Here is a 19,216-nt window from a genome sequence, read left to right as displayed (position 1 = left end):
GGAAGGTGAGTACTAGGCGTAGAAGATCGCTCCGGCCGAATTTTACCGATCACCAACGTATTTCGCCTGATTTCACGTTAAACACCGTGTCGTTTCTTGAATTGAAGCGGGTTTTCGCCCGTTACCCGCCGGAAAATCCGGTTGAAGTATGACAAACTCTCGAAGCCACAGGCGAAACAGGCCTCCGAAACGGTATGATCGGTCAGCAGTAGTTTCTGCGCCTGATTGATGCGGTACTGGTTCAGAAACTGGGTGAACGTCAGCCGGGTCATGCGCTTGAAATACCGGCAAAAAGCCGCTTCGGTCAGGCTGGCGAGTTCGGCCACTTCAGGAATGTCAATTTTTCGGGTGTACTGCTCCGCTACGAACTGATGTACCCGTTTGAGCCGTTGCTGCTCTTTCAGGTTGTAGGCACCGGCCACGGGTTTGCCGTACAGCGGAGTGCATTCGTCGCTGGTGGCTAACTGCTGGAAGATACTCAGCAGGGTCATGATACGCTCAAACGGCGGCAAATCCGCCAGTTGGTGCAACTTCGCTCCTACCTCGGCCTTCGTTCGGCCATGAAACGACACGCCGGACCGTGCCCGTTCGAACAACTCCGTAATAGCCGCAAATTCGGGGGCCTGCCAGAACACTTCGCCCAGAAAGTTTTCCTTCAACTGCACCACCACCTTCCGGTGATCAGTCCTGACGCCGTAATCGAAGTTTAAATGTGGAATATTCGGGCCGATAAACACCAGATCGCTGCCGTCGTAGCGCGAGATGTGATCGCCTACGTGCCGGGTTCCGCTGGCGCCTTCGATGTAAACGATCTCGTATTCGGGATGGTAATGCCACAAGAATACGTCGCTCAGGTGGGGCGTCAGCAGCAGGTGAAAGGAACTGCCAGCATCGGGGGCAATCTGTTCTAAAGCAACCTTCATGGGCCTTGTTTTTGCTATAAACTGACGCGGTTAGGAACCATTGGCTTGTACAAGAGCAAAATAGTACAAAAACTGGCTAGTTCTGTAATAACACCGGCGGTTTTCTGCTAACTACCTTTGTTTCAACAAAATCACCAGTAAATACTAAACCGTCATGGAGGCAACAAAAACGATGGCCCCGGTCATGATTCCGGACAATGCCCACAAAGACATTCCCGGCAATCCGTCAACGGCGACCAGCAGCAAAATCAAACTCAATGATCGATCATCTCAGTCCGCCGAAGCGGGAAAACCCCTGCGCGTGCTGTCGGAAGAGGACTGGCAGTTCTGGCAGCACAACGGATACATCGTTATCAAACAGGCCGTGCCCAAAGAAAATGCCGACCGACTGGCCAACCTCCTGTGGGAGTTCGAAGAAAAAGACCCCAACGATCCCAGCACCTGGTACGCTCCCCCCCGGGCCGAGATGAAAATGAAGGAGCTGACCAACAGCGGCATGGTTGAGCTATATAACCACCAGTACGAATGGGACAACCGGCAGTACCCACGGGTGTACGATGCCTTTGTCGACATCTGGGGCACCGAAAAACTCTGGGTGACGATTGACCGCGCCAACCTGAATTTCCCCGTTCGGCCGGGACACGACTTCAAAGGGTTCATCCACTGGGACTACGACCCCGAAACCAAGCCGCAGAACGTACAGGGCGTACTGGCCCTGGCCGACCAGACCGACGAAAACATGGGCGGGTTCCAGTGCATTCCCGAACTGTTCCGAACCTACGACACCTGGAAACTAACCCAGCCCGCCGACCGCGACCATTTCAAGCCCGACATCACGGGTTTTGAGTTAGTTAAAGTAAAAATGGAAGCCGGGGATCTGCTGATTTTCAACAGCACCCAGCCCCACGGCATCCGCCCCAACCTGTCGAAAGACAAAGTCCGGATGGCCCAGTACATTTCGATGATGCCCGCTGAGGAAGACAACGAAGCCCTGCGGCAGTGGCGTATTACGTCATGGCGCGAGCGGCAGGCCCCCGAAGGCTACGCGTTTCCCGGCGACCCGCGCAACTGGGAAAAGACCCGCTACGAACGGGCTCAGTTGACCGAACTGGGCGAAAAGCTGCTGGGACTGCGGAACTGGTAGATCGCCAAAGCCAATAAGGCGTAGCTGAATGCATGGATCTACATGATCTGGCTACGCTTTATTGGACCAGGCTCTGATAACGTTCCGTACAATCAGTAGCTCATTGCTGTTTTCTTCACCGGACCCGTAGCTCAAGCCACGCCGTATCGTCCTCACCGGTTGCCAGGCCATTACCAGGCGTCGAATCCGGATCCAGCGGATCAGCAGCACTCACCTGCGCCTGATTCAGCAATCGCCCGCCAGCCGTCACCCGTGCCAGAAACGTAAGGTATGCCGTTCCGCCAACTGGAATGGCAGTTAGCTGCCCCGTCAAAATAGTACCAGCCTGTGTCCAGCCCGTTCCTGAAACAAAAACCATCTGGTTGGGCAGGGCGTGCTGAACCGTTATCCCTGTTGTTGGAAGCCCACCCCGGTTTGTCACGACAACGGTAATCGAAACCATATCATTGAGGTTTGGCGTTAACGTACTCGCTACCAACTGGATATTCACGTCGGCTTTGGTCGGGTCGGCAGCCGGCTGATTCGACACCGGTACGGGTAACGGCTGCTGGTTTGGATTTGGCGATTCATAGACCGATAACCCCGTCTCTGCGGTACGTAAGGTCAGCAACGCGGTATCATCCTGACCATCGGCGGTTCCGCTACCACCCTGCGAATCAAGGTCTGGCGTTCCGCTACTACGAATCTGGACGGCATTTCGGAATGTACCCGGTTGCTGGGCGATCAGCTGATACACTAGATTAGCGTGCTCACCAGCACCAATCGAAGCCAGCGTCGCGGTAAGCACGCCCCCATCGTTTGAGAGATCCCCCCCGGTGTAGGCCAGGTACGACGGCAGTCGATTTTCTAATTGAACATTCCGGGCTTCCGACGGCCCATCGTTCCGGACGGTTAACGTAACGGATACGGGCCTGTTTACCGCCACTATTCTGTCCGATGATTGAATGCTCAGACTCAGATCAGCCTTTGCCACGGCATCGAAAGGCCGAAACGTTAGTTTCCAGATGCACTGCCGTCCTTCTTCGATCACGTACATGATGTTCCCCACCCACTCCGCATCCGTCGGTGAAATGAACCCATCAGCTACTTTAGTTGTCTGGACCGTAAAATTATCAACAGCCGGATCGTACTGTAGTCGGACATGCAACAGATCTTCGCCGGGCTCTTCGGCAAACAGATAGCCGCCCCTGACACCCCCGCCCGCTGAGTAGCTCAGTACGAACGCATCGCCGGTAAAGTCAGCCAACGCATTGTCCGTATCGAAAAGCAATCCCAACGGCGAGCGGTGTGATGTGAACGTAGCAACTGAATTCACCTGCTGGACCTGTCCGGTTGCAGGATCACGAACCAGGTTGGCATCGGGTCCCAGGTTTCGGATGGGCTGCGTGATTACCAGGTTACCGGGCTTAGGCGGAAACGTCGGATCGTTGTAAAATTTCTGCTGTTGATCAGGCGACAGCGTTGCCGGCAGCAGTTTGTCCTGCCCCGGATTATAGCCAGAAAATTGCTGTGGAGTCTGATTGCCGCCCATTTCCCACGGAAACCCGTAGTGTCGCCCCGGCCGCAGCCAGTTCATCTCTTCAGGATCGTCGCGGTCACCCGAGTTTTCGACGCCGAACAGACGGCCCTGCCGGTCCAGCGCCAGATCAAACGTATTTCGAACGCCCCGGCAGAATACATAACCCGACTGATCGAGGGCTGTCTGGTCGTTGGGCAGCAGGATTGTAGCCGGCGGGTGTAGCGGCAGCTTAAAAATTGTGGCGGTTAAAGGTACTTCACGGGTATTGGGATACAGGCCGCCCGTGTCTTCCACTTCACCGTGATCCGTACGTGACCCACTGTTAACATACACAGAATCTGCGCCCGGAGTTACACATACCCCGTTAAACGCGTGGTCGTAAAGCGTAGCAGACGACGGGTAGGGAACCGTTTGTACAATCCGCTCCCACCGCCACGTACCATCCGCCTGCGGAATTCCTTTAACAACCAGCCCGTAGCCCCGTTGCCCTGTCTCTTTAAAGTTACCCACCAGCACCAGGACACCGTTTGCGAAGACCATGCCCTGCAGGTAGTTGATGCCGTGGTCGGCCGCCGAAGCGATGGGTACTTCATAGGGTTGGCCGTTTGCCGGTTGTTCAATACGATATACATCGCCCGGAAACGAATGGTAATACAGCTTCCGGGTTTGCGCGTCGTAGGCCACCCGAACACCCCTGACCTGAGTCGACATCAGCTTTTCTACGGTGATGTTCGGATGCAACGACCGGGGCAGCTGCGCCTGAACCCGCATAGTATGTACCAGAAAGGAAGAAAGGAGGAAGATGTGTAGCCAACGGTAGACCATATGAATGTATACTAGACGTACTGCCCATACGCACAGGGAGACGGCGTCTCACGGTCGGCATGAGAATCGGCTGACTTGTCGCCTATGCGTGCAGGAAGCTTAGCGAAGGAGTGTATTGCAAAAAATATGCTGAATATGAAATGAAAGCGTATTTTTTGTGGGGAGCATCATTGAGGAGGCTGGGGCGACAACTGAATACATCACCCCCGATTTATTTACAACAAAGCCCGACCTCTCGGCCGGGCTTTGGTTTATTTTATAAACAGCCACTTGGCAAAAAGCGCTCGTTGCTGCTCGGTTGGGCTGGCGACCGGTTCGAGTCGGTAGCTCACCAGCGGGTTTTGCGTCAGCGTGACCGGCATCCGGCGAACGATGCCATTCCGGTTAACTAACAGGTTCAGTGTTTCACCCACGCGCCGACCGGCCAGCAGCCTGAGCAGATCATCACCCACCCGAACGCTGTCGACGGCGACAATTTCATCGCCAACGTTCAGGCCATCGGTATAAGCCGCCGAACCGCGACGGACGCCCGCCACTACGACTTTTCCGTTGGATACGGAAGTAGCAACCCCGAGGTACCCGTCCTGCGTTCGGGCTGCTACGTTGGTCAGCCGCAGCCCCACCGGCTCAAAATACGCGTTGTAGTTGATTGGCTCGGCACTGTTTACCCCGATGTTGAAAAAATCGTCGAGTTTGCGGCCGGCGATTTGCTCGGCGGCCTGCCGAAACTCTTCATCCGTAAAGCCGCGCTGCCGCTTCTTGTAATATTCGTTGTACAAATACCGCATCAGATCGTCCATGGTGCGGGCGCCGTTGCTGCCGGCCAGGATGGCCAGATTCAGCAGCGATCCCAGTACGCTGCCTTTGCTGTAGTACGATACGGTACTGTTGTTTGAGTTTTCGTTCGGGCGGTAGTATTTGATCCACGCGTCGAAGCTCGACTCCGCCACCGACTGCACTCGGTTACCCGGCTGATTTTCGATACCGGTGATGTCGTTGGCCACGATGGCCATGTATTGCTCCGGCGTATGGAAACCCGCCCGGCGCAGGATGTAATCTTCGTAGAACGACGTACAGCCCTCCGACAGCCAGAGCATGCGGGTGTAATTCTCATTCTCATAGTCGAACGGTCCGAGCGCGATGGGCCGGATGCGCTTTACGTTCCAGAGGTGAAAATACTCGTGCGCCACCAGCGTCAGAAAACCTTTGTAGCCGGCTTCCGTCGCATAGGCGTTGCGGGAGGTTTGCAGCGTGGTCGAGTTCAGGTGTTCCAGCCCACCGCCGGCCGCCGGAATGTGGTGTACGATAAACGTATAGTTTTCGCAGGGGTGTTCACCCACGACCGATGCCGCCGTTTCGCACACCCGTTTGTAGTCGGCCGCGAGCCGCTGCTCGTTGTAATCGACCTCACCAAACTGCGCTACGGTATGCGGAATATTGGACGCCGTGAACGTAAACGTGCGGTGGTTTCCGATTTCCATCGGTGAGTCTACTAGTAGGTCGTAGTTCGGCGCTTCAAAAGTGTAGGCGGATGCGCCCCCGTTTTCGTCGCCCACGGATTTGAGGGCCGTCGTTACGGTCTTCCAGTCCTTGTACGGCTGCACAATCACCCGCAGGGGCTGGTTTTTCAGCGCGTCCGTAAACATGAAGATGCTGGCCCCGTTCAGGTATCCGTGGTTCGCATCGATGAAGCTGGTCCGTACGGTCAGTTCGTTGGCGTATACCCGGTAGCGGATCGTCAGGTTATCCTCATTGGAAAATACCCGCCAGGCGTTCTTCCGGATCTTCTCGGACCGCACCGGCCGGTTGCCCGCGAGGGCCATAAACCCTTCCACGTTTTTGGCGTATTCCCGGATCAGGTACGACCCCGGCGTCCAGACCGGCATTTTAATATCCACATAGCCATTCTTACGGGCGTTGGTCGCGGCTGCGCTGTTGGTAAGCCGCATTTCGACCTCGAAATAGTGGGTCTGCGGCTCAGGCATCGACAACACATACGTAATGGCAGGTGCGGGCGCCGGGGCCGTCGGATTCACGGCGGTCGTATCAGCGGCCCGCGTCAGCGGACCGTACCCTAGGAGCAACCAGGCTGTCAATAAAAACAGGAGCCGGGATTTTTTTTTCATACGGAAAAGATAATACTTTCGTTTTTTGACCAGGACTTCGTCGTTTTTCAGAAAAGAAACAGCGAAACTACGACGCAATTCAAGTATTCACAACCGTTGATCCAATTTATGCCCCTACCCGACCCCCAACCGATTCAGCAACGACCACCCATGAGCCCCCCGGCCGGTCTGCTTTGCCTGCTGATCTTTGGGCTTTTCCTTCCGCTGTCGGTTTCGGCCCAGCGAACCCTGAGTTACTCAGAACCTGATTATCATTACCGCAACGGCCTCGAACTGTTCGAAAAATCTAATTTCGCGGCCGCCCGCAACGAGTTTCAGCAGTACCTCGCCCCGCGCCGGAGCGACGGCTCCCGGAAGCTGCTCAACACCAGCGATCAGAACGCGGTCGAAGCCGAGTATTATGTTGCGCTCACCAGTCTGTACATCGACGAACCCGGCGCTGAGGTTCTCGTGGACCGATTCGTTAAAAACCACAGCGAGCACCCTAAAGCCGGGCAGTTGTACGGCGACCTGGGTACGTATTACTACAACCAGGGGAATTTTGCGAAGTCAATCGACTTCCTCGAAAAAGCCGTGGCGCAGGGAGGCAGCAACGCCCGCCAGCTCGACTACAAATACAAACTGGCTACTGCGTATTATAACACCCAGGATCTGCGCCGGGCCCTGCCGCTCTACAATGACATAAAAGCAAGTTCGTCAACGGACGCACCGGCTGCCTCCTACTACGCGGGGGTGATCAATTTCCGGCAGAATAACCTCAACGAAGCCGTTAAGGATTTCCGGCGGATCGAAGCCAACCCAACGTATCAGAACGAGGTTCCGAACTGGATTGCGCAGGCCCTGTACCGCCAGCGCCGGTTCGACGAACTACTGGCTTATACCGAACCCCTGCTCAAACGCGGTTCCAACCGCGACCTGAGCGAGGTCGCGCTGTTCACGGCGGAGGTTTATTACCAGCAGAATCAGTTTGCCAAAGCCATTCCGTACTACCGGCAGTACATTTCGTCGGTTGGCGCGAAAGTGCCGAACGCGATTCGGTTCCGCTACGGACAGTCGCTGTTCCGTACGGGTGCCTACAACGATGCCATTGCGCAGCTCAAACCCGTTGCCGGCGGTAAGGACACTACAGCCCAGTATGCCGCTTATACACTGGGAGTCAGTTACCTGCAGACCCAGAATCCAACCTACGCCCTGACGGCCTTCGATCAGGCGGGTCGGCTGGCGTTCAACAAGGACATTCAGGAGGAAGCCGTATTTAACCACGCCAAGCTGCAGCTCGACCAGAACAATGGGGCCGACGCCGTGAAGGAACTGACGGCCTTTCTGAAACGCTACCCCAGCAGCCGGTTTGAAAACGAAGCCAACGAGCTGCTGGGCGAAAGTTATTTTGCGTCCAACAATTACCCGGCTGCCATCGCCTACATTGAGAGCCTGAAACGCCGGACGCCCAAAATCAACGCTACGTATCAGCGGCTGACCTTCAACCAGGCCGTGAACGATTTCAACGCGGAGCGGTATCGCCAGTCGGTCGAAAACCTCGACAAGTCGCTGAAGTACCCGGTTGATGCCGAACTGCAGCAGGCCGCCCAGTTCTGGAAAGCCGAAGCGTATTCAGCCGGCCGGCAGTACGACACGGCCATTCCGCTCTACACGGCCGTAGCTCGGTCGGGAGCCGGCCCCTACGCCGTTAAAAGCCTGTACGGACTGGGCTATGCGTATTACAACAAGAAGGATTACGCCCGCGCCCTGACCTATTTCCGCGATTTTGTCAGCCGTGGGGGCGATAAAACCGACCGGAGCACCCTCGACGATGCGGTAGTCCGGCTGGCCGATTCATACTTTGCCAACAAGCAGTATAACGAAGCCATTCGGTACTACGACCAGGCCATTGCCCAGAACCAGGGCGATAAGGACTACGCTGTGTACCAGAAAGGGGTAATTCTCAGCTACGTCGGTCGCGACACGGAGGCCAAGGCCCAGTTCGATCAGCTTCAGAAGCAGTATCCGTCGTCCCGCTTTGCCGACAACGCCCTGCTTCAGGCCGCCAACGTCGATTTTGAGAAAGGAAACTACCAGGCCGCCATTCGGGGTTTCAGCCGGCTGCTACAGGAAAAACCCCAGAGCTACCTCGTTCCTTCGGCGTTGCTCCGGCGGGCGGTTGCATACGGCAACATTCAGCAATACGAACCGGCCATTGCCGACTACCGCCGGATTCTGGACGAATTTGGCAATACCGAACAGGCGCAGAGTGCCCTGCTGGGTCTGCAAAATGCCCTGACCGACGCGGGTCGGCCGGAAGAATTTTCGCAGGTGCTCAGCAAATACAAGCGCACCAACCCCGGCAGCACGGACGTGGAGCGGGCCGAGTTTGAAAACGCCAAAAATATTTACTTCAGCGAAAAGTACGCGCAGGCCATTCAATCGCTGCTGGCGTTCATTCAGGAATACCCCGCTAGCCCGAGTCTCAATGAAGCCCGGTATTACATCGCTGAGTCCTACCGGCAAACCAACGACGTAGCCAACGCACTCCGGTACTACAACCAGGTGCTGACCGACAATAAGTCGGAGTTCGTCGTGCGGGCCGCAACCCGGGCCGCCGAACTGGAAACGCAGCAGAAAAACTACCCCCGCGCCGTACGGAACTACCGCTTTATCCTGAACCAGGCCGACAGCAAAAATGAGCAGGTAACCGCGCAGCTTGGCCTCATGGATACGTATTACGCAGCCAGCAAAACCGACTCAGCCGCATTCTTCGCCCGGGAGGTTATTACGGCCGGGAGTGTCGTGCCGGGAGCGCAGAACCGGGCGCAGCTCATGCTTGGTAAAATTGCTCTTGACAAAGGCGACTATAAAACAGCTCAGACCGAGTTTGAAAAGACCGTGGCCCTGGCTAAGGACGCCAACGGTGCCGAAGCAAACTACCTTCTCGGCGACATCCTGTATCGCCAGAAAAAATTCAAGGAGTCGATTGCGCTGCTCCTCAAATTCAACGAACAGTTCAGCGAATTTGAGTACTGGAAAGGCAAAGCGTTCATCCTGGTTGCCGACAACAACGTCGGGCTGAACGAACTGGCCCAGGCCCGCGCCGTCCTGAACTCCATCATCGAAAACTCAACGAACGAAACCATCGTGGCCGAAGCCAAACAGAAGCTGGCCGCGCTGGAGAGTAAGAATTAAACTCAGTTGGTGGTTGGTGGTTTGTGGTTTGTCGTTCGTGGTGTAGCCCCATAACGACAAACCATAAACCACCAACCACCAACGACAAACCACAAACCAACGAATGCCCCGCATCCCCGCCCTATACCTCACCCTGTCGGCAAGCGTTTTTTCACTGACGTTGTACGCGCAGGAACAGCCCCGTCCCACGCGATCACCCGTCCGCGAAGGCGAAATTGAAAACCAGGAGATTACGGTCGAGAAAAGTCGTAAAATCGAACTCCCCCCGGCCACCCGCATCATTAACAAGATTCCGTCGATCAAACCCTCGGCCGAGCAGCGTAAGCTGACGTATGAGTTTGAAGATCGCAAGCTGACGGTCGGCGATCCCCGGATTACGCCCGGCGTTCTGCCCCCCACCACTACGCAGGCTGAGCAGGCCCCGTCGTATAACAACTACGTCAAAGTGGGGGCTGGCAACTACGGCTCGTTTCTGGGCGAAGGCTTCGTTGGGGTCAACAACCTGTCGAATCTCGCGCTGGAAGGTTCGTTCCGGCACCTGTCGTCGAGCATTGGCCCGGTGGATGGTAGAAACTCCGGGCAAAGCGATACCCGCCTGAACGTAACGGGAAAGTACATGACCGAATCCTTCAAGTTTCAGGGCGATGTCGGCTATGAACGGAACGGCTATTTCTTTTACGGCTACGGCCCGCTGCCCGAGAACACCACCATTAGCCGCGACGCCATCCGGCAGCGACTCAATACGGTTAATTTTAAACTGGGCATTGAAAACACGAACCAGGAAAGCGCTATCGACTACTCGCTGCGAACCGGCATCAGCTCACTGAAGGATCTGTACAGCGCATCCGAAACCGACTGGGGTACCAACTTCAACGGCTCCATCGGCATCACCAATCAGGTGTTTGCGCTGGTCGCGGCTGATGCCTACGTAACACAACGCTCCGACGGCCCGGTGGATAACCGAAATCTGTTCCGGGTCAAACCGACATTCAAATACACGACGCCACGCTTTACCATCGTAGCCGGTCTGACGGCCGCCAACGAAACGGACAAACGGCAGAACATCAACCGCACGCAGGCTTTCCCGGTGGTGGACATCGACGTGGTACCGGTTGGCAACATTCACTTCTTCGGGGGAGTCGACGGCGATATCGTTCGGAATACCCTCCGCTCGTTTCTCACTGAAAATAAGTGGCTTGCCCCACAGGTACTTTTATCTAACACTGTTAAGTCGCTGGATTTCTACGGTGGTTCAAAGGGCGAGCTTGGTGGCGGGTTTGCTTACGAGGGGAAAGTATCGTATGCCCGGTACCGCAATTTCTACGTCTTCAACAATTCGCTGACCGACACCACGAAATTCTTCGCGCTGTACGACGGCGGCACCGCCGAGGTGCTGACCATCTCGGGGCAGCTGGGTTACGCGCTGAAGGATAAATTCCGGTCGACGCTCAAAGCCGACTTTTACCGCTACGGTCTCGACCGGCTGGAAGAAGCATGGGGTCGTCCGCAGGTGGCCGCATCCTGGACGAATTCGTACATCCTCAACAAAAAATTATTCGTCACGGCCGACTTGTACTTTTACGAGGGAATCAAAGGCAAGAATTTCGTAACAAATACGGTCTACACCCTGAAACCCATCTACGACCTCAACGTAAAAATTGACTATTTCCTAGGCAAGCAGTTTTCGGCCTTCGTGTCATTAAATAATATCATCGGGCAGAATTATCAGCGGTATTTGTATTACCCGGTTCAAGGCCTTAACTTTCTCGGAGGAATCAGTTATTCCTTTTAACACAACGCGTGCAAACAATCGCACTATGGCAACCGTGAACGAGTACCTGAAAAAACTCCTTTACCAGTACGACTGCATTGTAGTACCCGAACTGGGGGCTTTTCTGACCCATTACCAATCGGCTTCGTTCACGGAGTCCCATGGCGTATACCTGCCGCCCCGCAAACGGCTGGCGTTTAACGAAGCCCTGCGGCTGGACGACGGCATTCTGATGAATTACCTCATGCTTCACGAACAGCTCAACCGTGAGGAAGCTCAGCGCCGGATCAGTACGTTTGTGGCCGACCTGCGTCGGCAAGTGCAGCAGACAGGCCGGTTTGATATCGACGGCGTCGGTACGTTCACCCGCAATGATGAAGACCGGCTGCAGTTCGACCCGAACCTCCGCCATAACTTTCACGGCGAATCCTACGGCCTGATGCCCGTACCGGCACAGCTGATCGGACAGCAACTGGAACCGGCCGCTATCGAAGCCGTACCCGTAACCGCACTCGGACCCGTTTTGCGCGAGGACGTTGTGGAGGAAACCGCGCTGGTTACCCAATCACGGTCCCGGTCCAACTGGCGTGTAGCAGCGGCCGTTCTGTTAGTCGGTTCGCTGGGTGCCGTGAGTTATTTCTCGGTATTGAAGCCTGGCCAGCCACTGCAAAGTAGCCTGAACCCGGCCAACCTGCTGACTTCCGTATCGGCGGTTTTCCAGTCTGCGGAGGAACCCGCCAAACCAGTTCCCACAACCGCCCGCTACGTAGCGAAACCGGTTGTTGCCGAGCCGGTTGTTAAGGCCGAAACCCCAGCCGCTCCGGTGGCCGAACCGGTAGCCACCCCGGCACCCACTGCACCGGCAGAGCCAAAGGTTGTGGAAACACCGGCTGCCACGGCAGAACCCGTTGCCGCTCCGGTTGCCAGGCCAAAACGCACCGGTCCTCACTTCACCGTTATTGCGGGCAGCTTCTCCAGCAAGCGCAATGCCCAGCGGTTCCAGCGGTGGCTGCGCAGAAAAGGATACGAAGACGCGTATATCATTCTCCCGGCGCAAAAAGGCCAGTTATATAAAGTAGCGGCCGCCGGTTCCGAAATCCGGACAGAGGCCGTAGCGAACCTTGGCGTAATCAGCGAACTGACGGGGGCACAAGCCTGGATTCTGAAAAACTAACGCTTACGAAATCATGCAAAAAGGCAACCCGATCGGGTTGCCTTTTTGCATGTTAAGCCCAATAGCTTCTAATTTCAATTCGCTTATGAGCGTTTGAATTGTATTACAGTCACTTTACTTCACAACTATCTAGTTACCGATATACTATTTTTATAAATATCTATTTACTTTACGCAAAAAGACTTCTTTTATGCGTACAGTCCGTCTGTTCTTTCTGCTGTGCCTGATCAATACGTCCTTGTACGCTCAGTCTACGCCTGGGTTTGAACCGCGTCCGGCTTCTCAATACCAGGTTGGTATTCAGGCCGGCACCACGGGGATTGGCTTGTATGGAGAGCGACTCCTGGACCAGGCCCACCGTCTGGCTCTGCGCGTGGGCGTCAATTACCTGGCTTATCGGCAACCTGTGCGGCTTAAAACAGCCGACGATTCGTACGTAGTGATTGACCCTGATTTTATGATTAGTCTGGCCCACGCGGGTCTGCGGTGGAATCCATTCAAGCGGAGTTCGTTTTTTGTGACCGCCGGAGCTGGTTACACCTGGAATCCGGCCCTGCGGTTTGTGCTGACAGCCGAAAATACGGTTAACTTTGGCGGTCTGGTCATGACGGCCGAGGATGTAGGCACCATCCGGGCGGGGCTACGCTGGAACCCGGTTGTGGCGTATCTAGGCACAGGATTCGGTCGGGTTATACCCCGCAGGCGGCTGACGGTCGGCGTCGAACTGGGCGGTTATTACCTCGGGAAACCGACCGTCGAGCTTGATTACGAAGGATTTCTGGAAACCACGACCATCGACGAACAGGTACCCATTGTTGAACGAAATCTGGCGGGTTATCGCTACCTGCCGGTGCTGAACCTCAACGTAGCCTACGCGATAGGTCGCTTGCGGTAAACCCACGTTTATGATCTCACCAGTCACTGAAGCTCCTGCCGATGGCTCTCCCGCTCAACAGCCGTTGCTTCTCCGCTGGCGGTATGGCGGATGGGTGCTGATTGGCCTGACCCTCATCGCCCTGTTTTCACACCTCGGGGCGCTGCCGATGGATACCCACTCCGACGAAGCCCGGCGGGCACTCGTATCGCTGGAAATGATCCTGTCCGGCGACTATCTGACCCCTACCGTCAACGGCATTCGTTATTTTAATAAACCCCCGCTCTACAACTGGCTTATCATTGCCTCGTACTGGCTTTTTGGGGAGTATTCGGCCCTGGCCCTACGGTTTCCCATGGCACTGTCGCTGGTGCTGTTCGCCGTTACCATCTTCGTGTTTGTTCGCCGGTACGTGCCCGTTCAGTCGAGCGTCCCGGTTACCAAATCCGCAGACCACTGGCCAGCTGTCACGCCTTCGATCATAGCCTTCGCCGTTGCGATGATGCTGGTGACCAACGCCCGGATGTGGCTTTATGATTCCCTACTGGGCCTGATCGACGTGACGTTTAGTTGGATTACATACACGATGTTTCTGCTGGTTTATCATTTCGAGCGACGCCGGAACTACTGGGCTTTGTACCTGTCGACCTACGCGCTGACCGCCGTTGGCTTTATGCTAAAAGGCCTGCCAGCGCTTGTTTTTGAGGGGTTAACAGTGTTAACCTGGCTAAGCTATACCCGTCAGTTCAGGCGGCTGCTGCATCCGGCCCACGGCGCAGGAATCGTTCTTTTCAGTTTACTCGTCGGCCTGTACTACGTCGCTTATTTCACCCGCAATCAAATTCCGTTGCGGGACCTGGTGTCGGTACTGGTTGACCAGAGTGCCCGCCGGACGGTCATCAACTATGGGCTTGGACAGACGCTGTGGCACATGCTCACCTATCCGTTCAAGATGATGCACCTGTTCGCTCCCTACACCGCGCTGGTGGTCTTACTGGTCCGAGCAGGACTGTGGCGGGTGCTGCGGGCGGAGCCGTTTATTGCCTTCAACGCACTGACGTTCCTAGTCAACTTTATCGTGTACTGGGCGTCGCCGGAAGTATTCGCGCGGTACCTGTTTCCGATGCTTCCCCTCCTCTTCACGGTGCTGGCCTACCTGTACTACGTGCAGACAGCGCCGGGCGCCCCCCGTCGAATCTGGCCGGAACGGATCTGGCTGGCTATAGGCATCATTCTGACGGTGGGCTGCTGGACGGCCGTGTGGTACCCTGAAACGCGTACGATTCCGGGCGTCGTCTGGAAAACCGCCCTTATCTGCGGCCTGCTGGGGCTTGTGACGCAGTCGATGCTGCGACCATCGGCCAACCGGCTTGGTCTTATGCTGGCCCTGATGGTGGTGGTCCGGATCGGCTACAACTGGCTGGTACTGCCACCCCGTTACCAACAAAGGGACTTTCACCGGAAAACAGCGGAGCGGATAGCCAGTCGAACGAAGGGAGAGCCCCTGTTCGGCTATCGACAGACGATTGGTCCCGACCGCCCCAACGACGTGTCGGCGTATCAGGCCACGGATATCAACTCGTTTTACCTCGCTGCGTACCGCCGGAACGTATTGCGGGTCACGGACCAGAAGAAATATGGCGCATACTACATCGCCGACTCCGTTAGTTTAGCGGGTGAACAGTTCACGGTTGTCGATACATTGACCCTGTTTGATCGCCACCCGGCCTACCTGATCCGGTTTAGACCCAACTAAACGGTCTCTTTCAGTAACGATTGATTCAGCAACGGCTGCTTTTGAAGAAGCTGATAATCAGCCGAAGCGAACAACGTAGCCAGGGCCGTAAGGCTGGAGGGCCGGTGCAAATCACTGCCGATAAAGTCAACCCAGCCGCGTTTGAGAAGCCAGCGGGCCTGCGTCAGGACACGGTCGCCGTAGCGCCCCGTCAGCGAAGGCCAGTTCAGTTGAAACAAACACCCCGTTTCGTGCAGGTGAGTCAGTGCATCCTGATGCTCAAAGAAATACGCGTACCGTTCGGGATGAGCCAGTACGGGCGTATAGCCGCGGGTTTTCATGCGAAACAGCAGGTCATCGAGTTGCTGAGGAGCACTGGCCCAGCCGGTTTCAATCAATACGTAGCGCTCGGGGCCAAACGTGAGCAAATCGTCGGTTTCCAGCAGATCCGGGAAGAACTCGTCGAGCATGTACTCAGCCGCAACCTCAATGGTCAACGGCAGTTGGTGTTCATCAACCAGCGCCTGGAGTGTATGCAGTCCTTGGCGGAGCGTTGCCGACGAATTGGGAAACCAGTCGCGGCTGACGTGGGGGGTAGTAATAACTTTCCGGATGCCCCACGCGGCAAACTGCTGCAGGCATTCCAGCGACTGCTCGGGACTGGATACGCCATCGTCGATGCCCGGCACCAGGTGCGAGTGCATATCCACCTGCCAGAAACAGGGCTCAGCCAGTTCGGTGGGTACCCCCTCGGCAGTTGACGTAAAGGTTTGCCGGAGCTTTTCCCAAAAATTCATGAGTAATTCTGTTAAGCCTCCTTACTCGCCGGCCTGTTAGTTAACCGGTGGTAAGGTTGCAACGCTAATAAAGATAGAACATTTACTCAAATGCGCTACCTTCTAGTATAGAAACTTATTTCTAAGCAAAGTTAAAACTAGAATTCTATTACAGTAATAGTCATGTAGACTCATTACCAGTAAACTCGTTTTCAAAAATTTACCCTACTGTTCATTCATACGATAACCCCCTGATCCATAAGCAGAGTCGCTCTACCAGTAAAAACGCCCACTTTGACTAAAGTGGGCGTTTTTACTGCAAAATCAGTTACTGAATCCGGCCTGTCCTCATCGCTTGGTGGTTCGTTTCACTACCAGGGGTGCACAGACGGTAGTACAGGTACACGCTTCTGGTGCCGGGCCAGCAATGGTTGTCTCCAGCGAACAGCCCGTCTGGCTGTCGGTAAGCACAACCGCCACGCTACCTCCCGACGACACCGCGAAGTTACCCAGGGGTTGCGTTTCTACCCCGTAGGTAAACGTACCCGAAACCGGCTGCCCGTTCAGTGTAACGGTATAGGTTTGTCCAGTTCCCCCACTTGGATTAAGTGTGATCGCGTAGAAACCATCGCTGGTGCATCGGGCGACTCCACCAGCCGTAGCAGGTCCTCTGTTGACATTGACGACTACCGTATCGACGGTAAAACATACGGCATTTCCTACTACGGCCGTCACGGTAAACGTTGTCGTTATATTTGGATTTACCTGAATGGAAGCCGTTACATCGCCGGTGCTCCAGCGGTAGCTCACCCCATTCGACAAGGTAGTGCTCGCCGTCAGCGTCGTTTGTGTACCGGAACAAATGGTCACATCCTGACCCGCAGTAACGGTCGGGATTGGGGTCAGTTCTAAAATTACCGGACAACAGTTTCCCGCCGGACAATTAAGTGTGCCCGTAGGCGATCCGCTGGCAATGGCCGTGTACGAATAACTACCGGATGTACTGGCTTCGTAGGTCTGTCCGGTTGCGCCGGTAATAGGCACGTTGTTGCGAAACCATTGGTAGCCGGTATAACCATCCGGCGCACTGATTTCCGTAACGTCGCCTTCGCAACCGGTTATCGGCACACTAACGCAGGCACTGCCGCCCGTGATCGACGATGCATTCGACTGGTCTATCCTGGTGATCTTTGCCGTGTTCGACAATACCCCAACGCTATCTACCTGCGCACTGATGACCAGCGAGAGCGCCTGTACGGCTGTTCCGCTCAGCGCACTGCCAATGGTCCAGGAACCCGTACCGGGGTCATAAAGCGTTCCAGTCGGCGCGGTAAACGACACCGACGACAAGCCCGTTGTGAGCGTATTGGATATAACCAGCCCCGTTGGTGAGGCATATAACTCGTTAATGTTCCCATTTTTTGTAGCTGTAATCGTGAACGATACAACGGAGCCAACGCTGGCCGTTGTGGTCGATCCGGCTGTAACCGTTACTCGGACATCGGCAATGTTCTGATCACACCCATCGGGTATCCCATCGCTGTCCGTATCGAGCGTACCATCCCCCCCCGTGCACTTGTCCAGACAGTCTGGTACGCCATCGTTATCCGTATCAGAGCGGGTGAAGGCGTAGTACACCCGGGTATCCGCACCAATTGCCACGGTGCTATTGATGGTAAGCCGAACGCGGTTAAATGGCTGCGTAGCCTTAAAGCTTACCAGGGTCGCTTCTGTGCCGCCGATCAGATCTCCCCGCAGGAGGTTGTTTCCACTTATCGACTGGAGCAGCGTGTTGTCGGAATACGTCGAAATCGTTAGGCGGCTGAGCAGATCGACATCCAGCAAACCAGCTCCGCTCCCAATGGCAAAACCAACGTCTTCAGGGCTTGACACACTGGCTGGAATAGTCGTGCTGGAACGTACCTCAGCATATACCCCGCAGGTTCCCCCTATTGATACACCAGTAATGGCCAATGTGGCAAACGTCGTCAAGCTCGCATCGGTGAGGTTATCCAGGTTGTTTACACCGACCGCACAAACCCCGATCCCTCCGGACGACACATTGCCGCTATCCGACGTGACGCCGGTCGTTAAAGGCTGCACACAATCGGTCGGGCAACTGCTGGGACCTTCATAGGCGTAGTACACACGCAATGTTGAAATAAGGCCGAGTGCCTGCAAAACCTCTAACTGAATCTCGTCAAACGGCTGGGTAGTCGCAAAGCTGATCAATTGCCGGCCGCTGCTGCCCGCCAACAGGGAAGCTGATAAGGCGCCCGCTCCGCTCGTTGTGCTTTGTTCAACCAATTGGCCGTTGCGATAAGTTGACAAACGGATACCGCCATTTAGGAGCGAAGCCGATAATAAGCCCCCAACGGGCTCTACAACAAACCCGGCAACGTTTCCGCCCGGATAGTACTGAGCCTGATCCCTCAATGAGATTCTCGAGCCCAGTATTGTGACCAGGCTACCGCCGAGTGTAGCAAAATTACTTAAGTCTGCATCGGTGACGTTCGCGCCATTCGATACAGCCTGTGAGCGTGCAGCATTCACTGTAACCGCAGTTCCTGAAATCGGATCGCGGCAAATTCCGTTGTTTTCGAGCGTCTGTTGTTGAGCCAGCAGCGAACCGGCAGCAAATAACAGACATACCACCAGGTACATACGTTGGTAGATCGTTTTCATAAAAAGAGTGAATTGGTAGGCAGAAAAGATTGAACGTGTGGTAGCTTGTAGCTTAGCCTTTTAAGTTCCAGAGTAACTTGTTATTAACCACACAATCATCGTAAAACAAATTGTATGCCGTTGCCGCCCGCCTAACGATATGCCCGTATCAGGCAATTATATACATAATAGGGATAAGATACTTAAGTACATTTCCAGATTTTAGCCATATCGAACATACAGACTAGTTAACAGTATAAATAATTGATGTTCAATTACATAAAAATTATTATGATATAATAAATTTATGTTTAATATTAGATTAGTACTTTGTGAAAGTTTGAAATAATATTTTGATTTTTTAATTGCCCTATACCCTATTTATATCAAATATATCAAACCAGTTACTTGAAAATAATGAAATAGTACATTGGAATATCATTTGCTCTTTAAGCGTATCTTATATGCTGATTAGGATTGCGTAATACCATGCCTTCGCCAGCCAGGA

General features: G+C 54.8%; 11 protein-coding genes. 6 read left to right on the top strand and 5 right to left on the bottom strand.

Translation table 11 applies throughout. From position 1 onward, the window contains the following. Positions 1 to 77: 77 nt before the first annotated feature. Positions 78 to 923: an AraC family transcriptional regulator gene (locus DYU11_RS10570; RefSeq protein ID WP_119667654.1), complete on the bottom strand. Its 846-nt coding sequence runs from the start codon at positions 921 to 923 to the stop codon at positions 78 to 80. Positions 924 to 1,077: 154 nt separating this feature from the next. Between DYU11_RS10570 and DYU11_RS10565 the strand changes: the two genes are divergently transcribed. Next, positions 1,078 to 2,067, top strand: a complete 990-nt coding sequence (locus DYU11_RS10565) for a phytanoyl-CoA dioxygenase family protein (RefSeq protein ID WP_119667653.1) — start codon at positions 1,078 to 1,080, stop codon at positions 2,065 to 2,067. Between the two features lie 115 nt (positions 2,068 to 2,182). Here DYU11_RS10565 and DYU11_RS10560 read toward each other — a convergent pair whose 3' ends face one another. Together DYU11_RS10560 and DYU11_RS10555 are read right to left on the bottom strand one after the other, a co-directional pair. Continuing rightward, on the bottom strand, positions 2,183 to 4,357 hold the full coding sequence (locus tag DYU11_RS10560; RefSeq protein WP_158600266.1) for a DUF11 domain-containing protein: 2,175 nt from the start codon (positions 4,355 to 4,357) through the stop codon (positions 2,183 to 2,185). Between the two features lie 305 nt (positions 4,358 to 4,662). Further along, positions 4,663 to 6,537, bottom strand: coding sequence for a M61 family metallopeptidase (locus tag DYU11_RS10555; protein ID WP_119668288.1), 1,875 nt, complete (start codon positions 6,535 to 6,537; stop codon positions 4,663 to 4,665). A 108-nt stretch (positions 6,538 to 6,645) separates the two neighbouring features. On the opposite strand from DYU11_RS10555, the gene DYU11_RS10550 reads away from it, so the two are divergent. The 5 genes from DYU11_RS10550 (at position 6,646) to DYU11_RS10530 (ending at position 15,289) form a co-directional block, all read left to right on the top strand. Next, positions 6,646 to 9,714, top strand: coding sequence for a tetratricopeptide repeat protein (locus tag DYU11_RS10550; protein ID WP_119667651.1), 3,069 nt, complete (start codon positions 6,646 to 6,648; stop codon positions 9,712 to 9,714). 103 nt (positions 9,715 to 9,817) lie between these two features. After that, positions 9,818 to 11,506 carry a TonB-dependent receptor gene (locus DYU11_RS10545; protein ID WP_119667650.1) on the top strand — a complete coding sequence of 563 codons (1,689 nt, stop codon included), beginning with the start codon at positions 9,818 to 9,820 and terminating at the stop codon, positions 11,504 to 11,506. A 25-nt stretch (positions 11,507 to 11,531) separates the two neighbouring features. Further along, the gene (locus tag DYU11_RS10540; RefSeq protein WP_119667649.1) at positions 11,532 to 12,659 is read left to right on the top strand and encodes an HU domain-containing protein; all 1,128 of its coding nucleotides are present in this window, start codon (positions 11,532 to 11,534) and stop codon (positions 12,657 to 12,659) included. A 190-nt stretch (positions 12,660 to 12,849) separates the two neighbouring features. Continuing rightward, positions 12,850 to 13,554 (top strand): hypothetical protein, encoded by a 705-nt coding sequence (locus DYU11_RS10535; protein ID WP_119667648.1) that lies wholly within the window; start codon positions 12,850 to 12,852, stop codon positions 13,552 to 13,554. A 10-nt stretch (positions 13,555 to 13,564) separates the two neighbouring features. Then, the gene (locus DYU11_RS10530; protein WP_229365761.1) at positions 13,565 to 15,289 is read left to right on the top strand and encodes an ArnT family glycosyltransferase; all 1,725 of its coding nucleotides are present in this window, start codon (positions 13,565 to 13,567) and stop codon (positions 15,287 to 15,289) included. On the opposite strand, the gene DYU11_RS10525 is transcribed toward DYU11_RS10530, so the two are convergent. Together DYU11_RS10525 and DYU11_RS10520 are read right to left on the bottom strand one after the other, a co-directional pair. Next, positions 15,286 to 16,065, bottom strand: a complete 780-nt coding sequence (locus DYU11_RS10525) for a tyrosine-protein phosphatase (protein ID WP_119667647.1) — start codon at positions 16,063 to 16,065, stop codon at positions 15,286 to 15,288. The two genes, DYU11_RS10530 and DYU11_RS10525, sit on opposite strands and share 4 nt — an antisense overlap. Positions 16,066 to 16,392: 327 nt before the next feature. Further along, on the bottom strand, positions 16,393 to 18,729 hold the full coding sequence (locus DYU11_RS10520; RefSeq protein WP_119667646.1) for a DUF11 domain-containing protein: 2,337 nt from the start codon (positions 18,727 to 18,729) through the stop codon (positions 16,393 to 16,395). Positions 18,730 to 19,216: the final 487 nt, after the last annotated feature.

It is taken from the genome of Fibrisoma montanum, assembly GCF_003583365.1.
GTDB classification, from domain to species: Bacteria; Bacteroidota; Bacteroidia; order Cytophagales; family Spirosomataceae; genus Fibrisoma; species Fibrisoma montanum.
The sequence above is the reverse complement of the archived record's forward strand: the minus strand, read 5'-3'. Positions and strand labels throughout refer to the sequence as shown.

Bases quoted from the DNA above. Each gene is read 5' to 3' on its own strand.
- DYU11_RS10530 (WP_229365761.1), top strand. From the start codon at position 13,565: ATGATCTCACCAGTCACTGAAGCTCCTGCCGATGGCTCTCCCGCTCAA.
- DYU11_RS10555 (WP_119668288.1), bottom strand. From the start codon at position 6,537: ATGAAAAAAAAATCCCGGCTCCTGTTTTTATTGACAGCCTGGTTGCTC.
- DYU11_RS10535 (WP_119667648.1), top strand. From the start codon at position 12,850: ATGCGTACAGTCCGTCTGTTCTTTCTGCTGTGCCTGATCAATACGTCC.
- DYU11_RS10525 (WP_119667647.1), bottom strand. From the start codon at position 16,065: ATGAATTTTTGGGAAAAGCTCCGGCAAACCTTTACGTCAACTGCCGAG.
- DYU11_RS10560 (WP_158600266.1), bottom strand. From the start codon at position 4,357: ATGCGGGTTCAGGCGCAGCTGCCCCGGTCGTTGCATCCGAACATCACC.
- DYU11_RS10545 (WP_119667650.1), top strand. From the start codon at position 9,818: ATGCCCCGCATCCCCGCCCTATACCTCACCCTGTCGGCAAGCGTTTTT.
- DYU11_RS10550 (WP_119667651.1), top strand. From the start codon at position 6,646: ATGCCCCTACCCGACCCCCAACCGATTCAGCAACGACCACCCATGAGC.
- DYU11_RS10565 (WP_119667653.1), top strand. From the start codon at position 1,078: ATGGAGGCAACAAAAACGATGGCCCCGGTCATGATTCCGGACAATGCC.
- DYU11_RS10570 (WP_119667654.1), bottom strand. From the start codon at position 923: ATGAAGGTTGCTTTAGAACAGATTGCCCCCGATGCTGGCAGTTCCTTT.
- DYU11_RS10540 (WP_119667649.1), top strand. From the start codon at position 11,532: ATGGCAACCGTGAACGAGTACCTGAAAAAACTCCTTTACCAGTACGAC.
- DYU11_RS10520 (WP_119667646.1), bottom strand. From the start codon at position 18,729: ATGAAAACGATCTACCAACGTATGTACCTGGTGGTATGTCTGTTATTT.